The organism is Klebsiella pneumoniae, assembly GCF_000742135.1.
GTDB classification, from domain to species: domain Bacteria; phylum Pseudomonadota; class Gammaproteobacteria; order Enterobacterales; family Enterobacteriaceae; genus Klebsiella; species Klebsiella pneumoniae.
This window is the reverse complement of the sequence record NZ_KN046818.1, coordinates 1,234,784-1,247,671: the sequence shown is the minus strand read 5'-3', so window position 1 is coordinate 1,247,671 and position 12,888 is coordinate 1,234,784. Positions and strand designations below refer to the sequence as shown.

At 59.5% G+C, this 12,888-nt stretch carries 11 protein-coding genes; 9 read left to right on the top strand and 2 right to left on the bottom strand.

The window, feature by feature from the left end:
- The first annotated feature begins 150 nt into the window (after positions 1-150).
- The 3 genes from citR to DR88_RS19230 all read left to right on the top strand — a co-directional run bounded on the left by citR (position 151) and on the right by DR88_RS19230 (position 3,028).
- Entirely contained in the window at positions 151-1,083 is a 933-nt protein-coding gene (citR, locus tag DR88_RS19220) for a DNA-binding transcriptional repressor CitR (protein WP_004147565.1), read from the top strand.
- Positions 1,084-1,193: 110 nt separating this feature from the next.
- Entirely contained in the window at positions 1,194-2,417 is a 1,224-nt protein-coding gene (locus tag DR88_RS19225) for a phosphoadenosine phosphosulfate reductase (protein WP_025862041.1), read from the top strand.
- Positions 2,402-3,028, top strand: coding sequence for an IbrB-like domain-containing protein (locus DR88_RS19230; protein ID WP_032443814.1), 627 nt, complete (start codon positions 2,402-2,404; stop codon positions 3,026-3,028). Before DR88_RS19225 ends, DR88_RS19230 begins: the two co-directional genes overlap by 16 nt.
- On the opposite strand, the gene DR88_RS19235 is transcribed toward DR88_RS19230, so the two are convergent.
- Entirely contained in the window at positions 3,029-4,174 is a 1,146-nt protein-coding gene (locus DR88_RS19235; RefSeq protein WP_072201178.1) for a pyridoxal phosphate-dependent aminotransferase, read from the bottom strand.
- 141 nt (positions 4,175-4,315) lie between these two features.
- Here DR88_RS19235 and mtnC point away from each other — a divergent pair, with 141 nt between their 5' ends.
- Positions 4,316-5,005 (top strand): acireductone synthase, encoded by a 690-nt coding sequence (gene mtnC / locus DR88_RS19240; protein ID WP_002894359.1) that lies wholly within the window; start codon positions 4,316-4,318, stop codon positions 5,003-5,005.
- Positions 5,002-5,544 carry a 1,2-dihydroxy-3-keto-5-methylthiopentene dioxygenase gene (locus DR88_RS19245; RefSeq protein WP_002894357.1) on the top strand — a complete coding sequence of 181 codons (543 nt, stop codon included), beginning with the start codon at positions 5,002-5,004 and terminating at the stop codon, positions 5,542-5,544. The genes mtnC and DR88_RS19245 overlap by 4 nt, the downstream gene beginning before the upstream one ends.
- A 107-nt stretch (positions 5,545-5,651) precedes the next feature.
- On the opposite strand, the gene DR88_RS19250 is transcribed toward DR88_RS19245, so the two are convergent.
- A complete protein-coding gene (locus DR88_RS19250; RefSeq protein ID WP_032443813.1) occupies positions 5,652-7,961 on the bottom strand; it encodes a molybdopterin-dependent oxidoreductase in 2,310 nt (769 codons plus the stop codon).
- A gap of 408 nt (positions 7,962-8,369) precedes the next feature.
- Between DR88_RS19250 and DR88_RS19255 the strand changes: the two genes are divergently transcribed.
- Genes DR88_RS19255 through DR88_RS19270 form a run of 4 tightly spaced genes read left to right on the top strand, consistent with a single transcriptional unit; the run spans position 8,370 to position 12,884 of the window.
- Positions 8,370-9,350 (top strand): sugar ABC transporter substrate-binding protein, encoded by a 981-nt coding sequence (locus tag DR88_RS19255; protein ID WP_002894353.1) that lies wholly within the window; start codon positions 8,370-8,372, stop codon positions 9,348-9,350.
- A 44-nt stretch (positions 9,351-9,394) separates the two neighbouring features.
- Positions 9,395-10,897 carry a sugar ABC transporter ATP-binding protein gene (locus DR88_RS19260; protein ID WP_025862040.1) on the top strand — a complete coding sequence of 501 codons (1,503 nt, stop codon included), beginning with the start codon at positions 9,395-9,397 and terminating at the stop codon, positions 10,895-10,897.
- Positions 10,894-11,883, top strand: coding sequence for an ABC transporter permease (locus DR88_RS19265; RefSeq protein WP_004147555.1), 990 nt, complete (start codon positions 10,894-10,896; stop codon positions 11,881-11,883). The genes DR88_RS19260 and DR88_RS19265 overlap by 4 nt, the downstream gene beginning before the upstream one ends.
- Complete coding sequence (locus DR88_RS19270) at positions 11,880-12,884, top strand: ABC transporter permease (RefSeq protein ID WP_004147554.1); 1,005 nt, start codon at positions 11,880-11,882, stop codon at positions 12,882-12,884. Before DR88_RS19265 ends, DR88_RS19270 begins: the two co-directional genes overlap by 4 nt.
- Positions 12,885-12,888 lie beyond the last annotated feature (4 nt).

Here is a 12,888-nt window from a genome sequence, read left to right as displayed (position 1 = left end):
GACCGCTGGCGCCACCGTCGACGATAAGATATATTAAGCAGAACTTAACTGTATTTGCCAATAATTAAATTCACACCGCAAATATTAAGCCACAAAACATTATCATTAGGAATATTATAATCCGCACCGGTAATAAACAGGACTGCATTAATGGCAAATCTTTACGATCTGAAAAAGTTCGATTTGAATTTATTGGTTATTTTCGAATGTATCTATCAACATTTGAGCATCAGCAAAGCGGCGGCGATGTTATTTATCACCCCCTCAGCGGTGAGTCAGTCGTTGCAGCGTCTGCGCCAGCAGTTAAACGATCCGCTATTTGTTCGTGTTGGCAAAGGAATGACGCCCACCACCGCCTGCGTCAATCTTCATTATCATCTACAGCAAAATCTGGAGCAGCTGGAAAAAACCATCAATCTTAATAATCGCTCAGAACTGCGTAAACGTATTGTGATATATGGCCCCCCGCTGTTCTGTTCAGTCAATAGCCACGTTATGATTAACCAGCTCTGTCATCAGGCGAACTTGCAAATTGAGCACCATAACCTGACCACCACCGAATCGGCTGAGGAGCTGCTGGCGTATCGCCAGGCGGACCTGGTGTTCACCCGCATGCCCATTACCAACCGCGCCACGATCTGTCAGCCCTATCAGACGGTGCAGACGCTGGCGGTTTGCCGGGCGGGCCATCCGCGACGCGAAACGCTTACCTCGGTAGAGTCACTGGCACAGGAGTTTTTCACTCACTATATTACCAACGATCCCGTTATTCAGCGCGTGCAGCAAAGCAGCATCGCCTGGCTGAATCCGCGCAATATTGCCTTTCGCAGCGACTCTTTTATGACCATTCTTAACATGATTAATAAAACCGACTTAATTGGCTTTTTGCCTTCCTATTTATATGACTTTATCTCACCCACTATGCAACTTCACGCCATCAACATAGATAATCTTTTTCCGGATATCACGATCTACATTAATTACCACCATGCATCTTCGCAAAATCATTTTTTAACTGAATTAATCACCATATTAATGAATGATCGAGAGGCATCACAGCCCCAATTTAATCACAGCGAATAACGCCCTTCTGTTCCCCCGCTGCCAGAAACAATAATCGACCATTAATTTCCTACCCCTCATCGTTTATACTGAGCTAACGGGAATTTTCTACTATTAAAGGATTAATGGTCATGTCGTTTATTAAATATCCCTTACCGGAATCGGTGCTGCAAGCAACTGAGCAGCGGATCCAGTGGGTCATGGATAATTTTTCGCGCATCTGTGTCTCTTTTTCCGGGGGAAAAGACTCCACCGTTATGCTGCATTTAACCGCCCAGGCGGCGCGGTTACAGGGGAAAAAAATCTGCGTGTTGTTTATTGACTGGGAAGCGCAGTTCTCCTGCACCATCGCCCACTGTGAAAAACTGCGTGCGCTGTATGCGGATGTCATCGAAACCTTTTACTGGGTCGCCCTGCCGCTCGCCACCCAAAATGCCCTGACGCAGTATAAGCCGCAATGGCAATGCTGGGAGCCCGGAACCGAGTGGGTACGCCAGCCGCCGCCCTGGGCCATTACCCACCCGGGCTATTTTTCATTTTATCAACCCGGAATGAGCTTTGAAGCCTTCGTCAGCCACTTCGCCGAGTGGTTTTCGCAGCGTCGTCCCGCCGCCGTGCTGGTGGGCATTCGCGCCGACGAATCGCTAAATCGCTTTATGACGATTTCTTCACAGCGTAAACAGCGCTTCGCCGACGATAAACCATGGACCACTTCAGCGCCGGGCGGCCATGCCTGGTACATCTACCCGCTCTATGACTGGAAAACCGCCGATATCTGGACCTGGTTTGCCAAAAGCGGCGAGCCCTATAACCCGTTGTACGATCTGATGTATCAGGCCGGGGTGCCGCTGCGCTATATGCGCATTTGCGAACCGTTTGGTCCCGAGCAGCGCCAGGGGCTGTGGCTGTATCACGTGCTGGAACCTGAGCGCTGGGCCGCGATGTGCCAGCGAGTGAGCGGCGCGCACAGCGGCGGGGTCTATGCCGGGCATGATAATCAGTTCTACGGTCATCGGAAAATCGACAAGCCCGACCACCTGACGTGGAAAAGCTACGCCCTGTTCCTGCTCGACAGCATGCCGGAAACTACCGCCGAGCACTACCGCAATAAAATCGCCGTCTACCTGCGCTGGTACCAGAAAAAAGGTATGGAGGATATTCCGGATACCCAACCTGCGGACATTGGCACCAAAGATATCCCATCCTGGCGGCGAGTCTGTAAAGTACTGCTCAATAACGATTACTGGTGCCGTCAGCTTTCGTTTAGCCCAACCAAAAGCAGCCACTATCAGCGCTACCGTAAACGCATGGAAAAACATCGCCAACAATGGGGGATTTTATGCAACAACAACTGACGCAGGCGCTGGAAGCTTACCTGCAAAAGCTGGATGACGAGGCGCGCATTGAGGCTATCAACGCGTTTCGCCAGGTGCTCCACCACTACAGCCCCTTCCGCTCGCAGCCCGTCGACTGCGTGCTGTGGGTCAAACAGGAGCTGATCGCCCCCAACGACTACAACCCGAATAACGTGGCGCCGCCGGAGAAGCGTCTGCTGCAAACGTCGCTGGAGGCCGACGGCTTTACCCAGCCGGTCGTCGTCATCCAGCAAGGCCCACAGGCGTATACGATTGTCGATGGTTTTCACCGCCATGAGCTGGCCTGCAGCAAAGCCGTGCTGAAAAAAACGCTAAAAGGCTATTTGCCGGTGACCTGCCTGACGAGTGATGCTGCCTCGCGTGACGGGCTGATGGCAGCGACCATACGCCATAACCGGGCGCGCGGTCGCCACCAAATCCACGCCATGTCAGAGATCGTCCGCGAGCTGACCCGGCTCGGCTGGACGCCGCAGAAAATCGGCAAAGAGCTGGGGATGGATGCCGATGAAGTGCTGCGTCTGAAGCAAATTAGCGGCCTGACAGAGATGTTCGCCGGCCGCCAGTTCTCCCAGGCGTGGACGATTAAGTAACTACAGCTGGCACAAACGCGCCGCCGCAGCCAGCAGAGTCGCCGGCTGTTTGGCGAAGCACAAGCGGATCAGCTTGTGCGGGAACGGATCGGCGCAGAAGACGGAGAGCGGGATCGCCGCCACGCCGATCTCAGTGGTCAACCAGCGGCAGAAGCTGACATCGTCAAGATCGGAGATGGCGCTGTAGTCCGCCAGCAGGAAATAGGTCCCTTCACAGGGCAGGATTTCCAGCCGGCTGGGACGCAGCGCTTCAATAAACAGATCGCGACGTTCCCGATAAAACGCCGGCAGCTCACGATAATGCTCCGGCGCTTCGCGCAGCATGTCGGCGATCGCCAGCTGCGCCGGGGTATTCACCGAGAAGGTCAGATACTGGTGCACCTTGCGCAGTTCGGCGCTGATGGCCGCCGGGGCCACGCAGTAGCCGACCTTCCAGCCGGTCATATGAAACGTTTTGCCAAACGAGGAGACCGTCACCGCCCGCTCGCGCAGCTGGGGATGCGCCAGCACGCTGGCGTGGCCGCCCTCAGCAAAGCAGATATGCTCATAGACTTCATCGCTCAGGACATAGATCTCGCGTTCGGCGATCGCCTGCCACAGGGCGGCAAAATCCTCGCGCTGCCAGACGGTGGCCGAAGGGTTGTGCGGGGTGTTGAGGATCACCAGCCGGGTTTTCTCGCTCAGGGCGGCGGCAAATTGCCGCCAGTCGACGCGAAAATGCGGCGGCTGCAGCGCAATACGACGTAACTCGCCGCCGGCCAGCGCCACCGCGGGGGCGTAGCTGTCATAGCTGGGATCGAAACAGATCACCTCGTCGCCGCGGCGCACCAGGGCGGTGATCGCCGCATACAGGGCCTCCGTCGCGCCGGCGGTGACCGTGATCTCGCTGTTAACGTCGGGCTGGTAACCATACAGCTCCGCCGTCTTCCCGGCGATCGCCTCGCGCAGCGCCGGCACGCCGGTCATCGGGGCGTACTGATTCGCCCCCTGCGCCACGTGGTACGCCAGACGCTCCTGCAGATAGCGCGGGCCGTCAAAATCGGGAAAGCCTTGGGACAGGTTTATGGCCTGATGCTGCTGGGCCAGGGCGCTCATCTGGGTAAAAATCGTGGTGCCGAGCGCAGGAAGTTTACTCTCTGGAATCAAGGGGTTATTGTTCATTCTTTTTATACCGATTGTAATGCTGTTGTTGAAGCCACTATAACACGATGTTAATATTTGGCAATCAAGACGCTTAGACGTCTAAATGCTAATGTTATTCCACGCTACGCCCACTCTGGAGAAACCATGATCCGCGCCATCGTGACCGACATAGAAGGCACCACCAGCGATATCCGCTTCGTGCATAACGTGCTGTTCCCCTACGCCCGCGAACGACTGGCCGGCTTTGTGACCGCTCAGCAGCACGCTGAACCGGTCAAAACCATTCTCGACAACCTGCGCCGCGAAACAGACGCCCCCGCCGCCAGCACCGCCGACCTTATCACTACCCTCTTCACCTTTATGGATGAAGACCGTAAATCCACGGCGCTGAAGGCGCTGCAGGGGATCATCTGGCGCGACGGCTATCTCAACGGCGACTTTACCGGCCATCTCTACCCGGACGTACTGCCGGCGCTGGAGCAATGGAAAGCGCAGGGTATTGATCTGTATGTATATTCCTCAGGCTCGGTGGCTGCGCAGAAATTGTTATTTGGCTACAGCGATGAAGGTGATATTACTCATCTGTTCACGGGCTATTTCGATACCCTGGTAGGCGCCAAACGTGAGGTGCAGTCCTACCGTAACATTGCTGAACACCTGGGCCATGCCCCTGGCACCATCCTGTTCCTGTCGGATATCCATCAGGAACTTGATGCCGCCGAGGCCGCGGGTTTGCGCACTGTGCAGCTGGTTCGCGGCGACCGCGACCCGGCGAGCCACCATCCTCAGGTTCAGCGTTTTGACGACATTCATCCGGAGCAGATCCCAGCATGAGCGCATTAACTCTTTTTTCCGTGACCGATCCGCAAACGCCGGTCTGGCACAGCACCGACGCCAAAGCGATTCAGGATCAACTTAACGCCAAAGGCGTCCGTTTCGAGCGCTGGCAGGCCGACCGCGACCTCGGGGCAAATCCCAGCCCGGAAACGGTGATTGCCGCCTATCAGCATGCGATTGATAAACTGGTCGCCGAAAAGGGCTACCAGAGCTGGGACGTCATCAGCCTGCGCGCCGATAATCCGCAAAAAGAGGCGCTGCGGGAAAAGTTCCTGAACGAGCACACCCATGGCGAAGACGAGGTCCGGTTTTTTGTCGAGGGCGCTGGCCTGTTTTGCCTGCACATTGGCGACGAGGTGTTCCAGGTGCTGTGCGAAAAGAACGATCTGATTTCGGTTCCCGCCCACACCCCGCACTGGTTTGATATGGGTTCAGAACCGAACTTCACCGCCATTCGCATTTTTGATAACCCGGAAGGCTGGATCGCTCAGTTTACCGGCGACGATATCGCCAGCGCCTACCCGCGGCTGGCGTAACGTCAAACTATCGTCAGTCTTAAACCGCCAGGCGCGGGCTTTGCCGGAGGCGGCGCATACCGCGCCTTCTCCGGGCTACCCGCCCCGCCGCCGGCGAGCGCCAACGCCTAAACTTCAATAAACTTCGGCGGATCAAAGGCAGTGATCGGCGGCAGTTCCTCACGCCACGGGGCGATCTCCACCCAACAACTCTGGGCGCTACAGCCCTGCCCCAGGCGCGAACTGCCGCGATCCTCGGTTAATACGTTGGGATTACCGTGCTTATCGAGCGACCGTTCTTCCTTCGGATCCAGCGGGTCATACCAGGCGCCGGTGGACATCTGTACCACGCCGGGCAAAATCTGCTCGCTCAGGTGCACCCCCGCCAGAATCGCCCCACGGTCGTTATAGACTTTCACCACGCTGCCTTCGCGGATATCCCTTGCCTGCGCATCGCTCGGATGCATCCACAGCGGCTCGCGTCCCTGAATTTTCGTCGCCCGGCTGACGCTGCCGTGGTCGTACTGACTGTGCAGGCGGGCGCGCGGCTGGCTGGAGAGCAGATGAAGCGGCCAACGCGCCGCCTCCTGCCGCTGGCGGGCGGCCTCCTGTTCATCCCACCACGGATGGCCAGGACATTCGCGATAGCCAAACCCGGCGACGGTGGCGGAAAAGAGTTCAATTTTGCCGGAGGGCGTGGAAAGCGGATAGCGCTGCGGATCGGCGCGAAAATCGGCGAGAAAAATTTGCGGCCGCTCCGGCGCGCTGTATTCCAGCACCCCTTGCTGCCAGAAGTCATCGAACGAGGGCAGCGCAATACCTTCCTCCTGCGCCCGCGGTCTTGACTCCTCATAGAGATGACGTAGCCACTGCCCGGCGTCACGCCCTTCGCTGAACGCTTCCCCGAAGCCCAGCCGCCCGGCCAGATCGCAGAAAATGGCGTAATCGTCACGCGCTTCGCCCACCGGCGGGATCTGCGCGCTCATGGCGATCATAAACCCGTCGTGACCGCCGCTGCCGATATCCTCTCGCTCCAGCGAGGTGGTGGCCGGCAGAACGATATCGGAGAATTTGGCCTGCGCGGTCCAGTACTGCTCATGCACCACCACCGTCTCCGGGCGGCGCCAGGCCTCGCACAGTCGGTTGAGATCCTGATGATGATGAAACGCATTGCCTCCCGCCCAGTAGACTAAACGGATATCGGGATAGCGCCGCTGCTGACCGTCGAACTCATAGGTTTCTCCCGGGTGCAGCAGCATATCGGACAGCCGCGCCACCGGGATAACGCTGTCCACCGCATTCTCCCCGGCGGGTAAGCGCGGGCCGGAAAACGCTTTTCGTACCGCGCCCGCCAGGTTAGTGCAGGCGTAGCCAAACCCGAGGCCGCCGCCCGGCGTGCCGATCTGTCCCAGCAGCGCAGTCAGGGCCACCGTCGCCCAGTAGGCCTGCTCCCCTTGACGGGCGCGCTGGATCGACCATGAGATATTCACCATCGTCCGGTGGCGGGCCATCTCCCGCGCCAGGTCGGCGATGCGCTGGGCGTCCAGGCCGGTAATCGCCGCCGCCCACGCCGGGGTTTTCGCCACGCCATCGTGCTCGCCCAACAGATAAGCGCAGTAAGGGGCAAACCCGACGGTATGGCTGGCAACAAACGCCTGGTCGTAGAGAGACTCAGCGATCAGCACATAGCTCAGGGCCAGCAGCAGTGCGGTATCGGTGCCCGGCCGAATGGCCAGCCACTCGGCTTCGGGCACCGCGCTGAGGTCATTGCGCACCGGACTGATATTGATAAACCGGGTGCCGTTGGCCTGCATCTTATCCAGCCAGTACTGGAGCATATGGTCATTGGCGCCGCCGCCGTTGACCTGGGCATTGCGCAGCGGCAGTCCGCCGATGGCGACAAACAGCTGACACTCCCGGGCCAGCTCGGAAAAATGGGTATGCTGCCGGTGCAGCGGGCTCAGCGGCCCGAGAATATGCGGCAGAATACGCTCGCCCGCGGCGCTGCTATAGGTATTGGTGCTGGCGGTGTACCCGCCAAAGCCCTTGAGAAACCGGTGCAGCTGGCTCTGCGCATGGTGAAAGCGTCCAGCGCTGGCCCAGCCGTAGGAGCCGCCGAAGATCGCCTCATTGCCGCAGCGCGCCTTGACCGAGCGCAGCTCGCGCGCCAGCAGGTCCAGGGCCACCTCCCAGCTGACTTCGACAAAGGGCTCTTTACCTCGCCCTTCTCGTGACGCCGGCCCGTGCTGGAGATAGCCGGCGCGCACCGCCGGACGGCGAATGCGCGTTTGGCTGGTCACCGCGTCGGGGAGCGACTGGCCGATGCGTGAGGGATTTTTATCCCAGGGCACCGGCTTAACCGCCACGATCTCGCCCTCACGGCTCTCCACCTGCCAGGTTCCCCAGTGCATCACCGTATAATTATGCTGTTTCTTCATAGCGCCCGCGTTCTTCTCAGCTTAAGGTTCATTACAATAAAGCGGGGAAATAGGGTAATAATCCTTACCCGGCCAGACATTGCTCTGCTAAAAAAAGCTTTAGCCCGCGCAATCTTCTTTTTTTCTCTGTAGACGCCGTATTTCCCATGCACTCACAATATTAAGAAAATTGTCTTTATCCGCTAAATAAACACGGAATAAGTCAAAAATAAAACCACAAAATAAAAAGGTCTATCCACCATCATGAAATATTTTCAGGTTCCTCATGACAAAATAAACTTTTTCTCTGACGTTTCTGCGATATAACATTCCTGGCATAACTTAGACTTATTTTGTATTTGAGGTGGCGAGGTGCTTCTTGTCATGCTACCGGTCCGCAACCACCTTCATCACAGGATCATAATAACAATGTCGCAGAAAAGAAAATTATTGCCTGCCGCGCTGGGACTGCTTTCCCTTGCCTCGCTGAGCGTCGCTGCCGCAGACGCCCTCTCCTTACAGGGAAAAACCATTGGCGTTGCCGTGGTCGGCACTCAGCATTTCTGGGATCGCGAGGCCTTTAAAGGCGCGACAGAGGAGGTGGAGAAGCTGGGGGGCAAAGTCATTGGCGTCGATGGCGGCCGCGATAATCAGGTGCATGCCAATAACCACGATATTTTACTGTCACGCAAGGTGGACGCGGTAATTAGTATTCTCGGCGATAGCGCCGTCGAACCAAAATTTAAAGCATTGCGTGATGCCGGTATCCCGGTATTTACCGTAGATCATGTTTCTCAATATTCGGTCAACAATACTACTTCCGATAACTACACCTTAGGCTCAACCATCGGCCGCTACATGGCGGATGAATTAGGCGGCAAAGGCAACGTCGCCGTATTTAACGCCTTCTCCAGCGCGCTGCGTATTTGCGGAATTCGCTACGATCAGTGGAAATATGTCCTTAAGGATTATCCGGATATTCATATTATCCAGCCCGAGCTCGCGGAACAGTTCGCCAACTCGCCGGAAGACGCGCGCAAGAAAACCCTCGAATTACTCAGCCAGTATCCGAAAGGCAAACTGGACGCCATCCATGTCGCCTGCTGGGATCAACCGGCCATCGGCATCGTCCAGGCGCTGGAAGAGACCGGTCGCGATAAAGACGTGAAAGTGACGGCCATCGACGCCGGTCCGGAGACCCTGGAGATCATGGCGGAGCCCGGCAGCCCGTTCGTGGCTAACGTCGCGCAGCAGCCGCATCTGATCGGCCAGACCTCGGCTGACAACGTGGCCCGCTACTTTGCCGGCCAGAAACTACCGGTGCAAACCTTTATTCCGGTGGTTCCGGTGAAAGGTCCGCAGGAAGCGAAAGCGGTGTATAAACAGTTGGGATACGGCGAGCTGCAGTGATTAATCAACATCCAGGCGGGGAACGCCCCGCCGCTGGTCTGGTCATGGAGCAGATCGGTAAACGTTTTGCCAGCGTCACCGCGCTTAATGCGGTTACCCTGCGCCTCAATCCGGGGGAGATTCATGGCCTGATTGGCGAGAACGGCGCCGGTAAATCGACGCTGATCAAGATCCTCGCCGGTGTCTATCAGGCCGACAGCGGCAGCGCCACCCTCGACGGTCACCCGCTGCCCCTCGGCAATCCGGCAGCCATCGAAGCCGCCGGCATCCGCATTATCCACCAGGAGCTGAACCTGATCCCGCACTTTACCGTCGCGGAATCGGTGTTTCTGGGCCAGGAGTATCGCACCCGCTGGGGGGCGCTGGATCGCCGACGGATGAAGGCCGCCACGGCGCAATTTTTCCAGCAAAACTGGCAGCTGGCGATCGACCCCGAACGGCTGGTGCGCGACCTGAGCCTGGCCGAGCGCAAGCTGGTACAAATTGCCCGCGCGCTGATCGACGGCGCAGCGCGGCTGGTGGTGTTCGACGAACCCACCGCCCCCCTGGAGGCGCAGGAGGCCAGTCTGGTCTCCTCCGCCATCCTGCGCCTGCGCGACCAGGGCATTGCCATTCTGTATATTTCCCACTACCTCAATGAGATAGCCACCCTCTGCGACCGCGGCACCGTGCTGCGCAACGGGGAAGTGGTCGGCTACCCGGACCGCGACCTGCTGCAGAATACCGAAGCGCTGATCGCCATGATGGTCGGCCGGGAAATCGACCAGCTGTATACTCCGCGCCAGCGCCCGGCGGCAGACAATGGGGCGACCCCGCTGCTCTCGGTGCGCCAGCTGAGCGACGGGCGGCAGCTGCAGGAGCTTTCTTTTGATATTCAGCCGGGCGAAATCGTCGGCGTCGCCGGCCTGCTGGGCGCCGGACGCGATGTGCTGGTCGACTTACTCTACGGCTTACGCCCGGCGGAACACGGCACCATCCACCTCGAGGGCCGGCCGCGGCGCATTCGTACGCCGAAGCAGGCGATCCGCGCCGGCATGGCGCTGGTGCCACGCGACCGCCGCCATCAGGGGCTGATCCTGCCCTTCACCACCGCCGACAATATTAATCTCGCCTCACTGCCGGAGACCGCCACCTTTGGCTGGGAGCGGCGGGGTATCGCCGAGCAGAAAGCGCGCGACTGGATAGAACAGCTGGCGATCCGCCCGGGACGCCCGGGGCTGCCGGTACGCTACATGAGCGGCGGCAACCAGCAAAAAGCGATCCTCGCCCGCTGGCTGGGGACCGATGCCCGGCTGTTTATTCTCGATGAACCCACCCTGGGGGTCGATATCGGCGCCCGTCGCGATATTTATCAACGGACGCGCCAGCTGGCCGATAAAGGACGGGCGGTGCTGGTCTCCTCCAGCGACGCCCCCGAACTGCTCGGACTATGCGACCGGATCCTGGTCCTCTGGCGCGGCGCGCTGGCGGCCAATCTGCCCACCCGCGGGCTAACGCTGGACGCCCTGCTGGTGGCGATCAACGGCGGACAGGAGCCTTCACCATGAGTACTGCTATCCAGCGTCGCGGCCGTCCGGGCCTGGCGACGCTGATTGAAAAATTTCCCCTGATCCTGTTTCTGGCGCTGCTGGTATGGCTGAGCGTACAGTCGCCCTACTTTCTCAGCTGGCAAAATATCAGCCTGATGCTGGTCCAGAGCGTTCCGCTGGCAATACTTTGTTTCGGCCTGGTCTGCGTTATCGCCGTGGGCGGGGATGACGTGGTCTCCGGCGGCATCGACCTCTCCCTGCCGGCGACGGCGGTGCTCGGCGTCGCGCTGCTCAGCCTCGGGCTGGCCGAATGGCACACGCCATATCTCCTGCTGCTGGCGCTGCTGGCGGCGGTTTGCCTGCTGTGCGGGGCGATCAACGGCTTGCTGGTGCTAGCGGCCGGCCTGCCGCCGCTGCTGGCCACCCTCTCGACCTCGGTGGCGTTTACCGGCCTGACAGATCTGTTGACCGGCCAGCGGCGCATCGCGGTCAGCGATCCGCTGATGGTCGCCTTTCGCGACAACAGCGTGCTGGGCCTGCCCTGGCCGCTGGTCTACCTGCTGGGGGTGTTTATCCTGTTCCAGTTCCTGCTCCACCACTCCCGCTTCGGCCAGCATGTGCAGGCGGTGGGCGGCAACCGCGATATGGCGCAGATGAGCGGCCTGAACGTGCGCCGCTTGACCCTGCTGGTCTGGCTGTTAGCGGGCATTGCCGCCGGGCTGGCTATTCTGCCGCTGCTCAGCCAGGGCTCCGGCAGCTCCAGCGGGACGGCCACGCCGCTGCTGCTGGAGACCGTGCTGGCGACCTTTATCGGCGCCGCCTTCTCGCGCCGTCGGGTGGTCACCATCTGGGGGGCGCTGCTGGGGGCAATCCTGGTCAACGCCCTCTCTAACGGGCTCGGCCTGCTGGGGGTCAATATCTTCTGGATGGGCGCCATTAAAGGCGGCCTGATCCTGGTGGTGCTGGCGGCCTCGGCGGTCAGACACAAAGGAGGCGAGGCATGAGTCAAATCACCCTGAAAACCTCTGCGTCGGCGGAACAGACGGCCAGCAGCCCGCTGGCCTGGCTGTCGCGGGCCGGATTTGGCGTCATCACCCTGCTGGCCATCGCCCTGTTTGGCTGGGCGAATCCGGTATTTTTAACCGTGGATAACTGGGCCAACCTGCTGCAGGGCAGCGCGATCCTGCTGATTGTGGCGATGGCGATGACCCTGATCGTCAGCGCCGGGGCGATTGATCTGTCGGTGGGCGTCGCGCTCGATTTCGGCGCCGCCTTCGCCCTCGTCGCCCTGAAAACCTGGCATCTGCCGTGGCAGGCTGCGGTGGGCTGCGCCCTGCTTGGCGGCGTGCTGATTGGCCTGCTCAATGCCTTTCTGATCCTCATCTGCCGGATCCGTCCCTTCCTCGCCACGCTCGGCACCTGGTTTATCGCCAGCAGCGCCGAGCGCATCTATACCGACGGCGGCGGCGCGATAGCCTATCGGCGGATGGCCCCGGAGTATCACGACCTGGCGGTGGGCAACCTTGGCGGGATCCCCACGCCGGTAGCGATCGTGCTGGCGCTGTGGCTGGCGGCCTGGCTGGTTACCGAGCGCACCCTGTGGGGCAAATATGTCCGCGCCATCGGCCAGAACAGCGAAGCGGCGCGTATCGCCGGGATCCGCGATCGCCTGACCATGCTCGGCGTGCTGGTGACCGCCTCGGCGCTCTGCGCCGTCGGCGGGGTGATCCTCTCCGCCAACCTGCGGCAGTTTACCCCGCTGGCCGGGCAGTCTTACCTGATGGACGCCATTGCGGCAGTATTTATCGGCACTGCCTTTACCCGTCTGGGCCGGGTCAGCATCCTCGGCACCCTCGGCGGCGTGCTGTTCCTTGCCATTATTGATAACGGTCTGAACCTGATGGGGCTCAATTATCTGGTGAAGGACGCGCTGGTCGGCGTGATTCTGGTGGTGGCCCTCGCCCTATCCTTCTGGCAGGCGCGCCTGCGCCAAACGCATCGCTAAACGG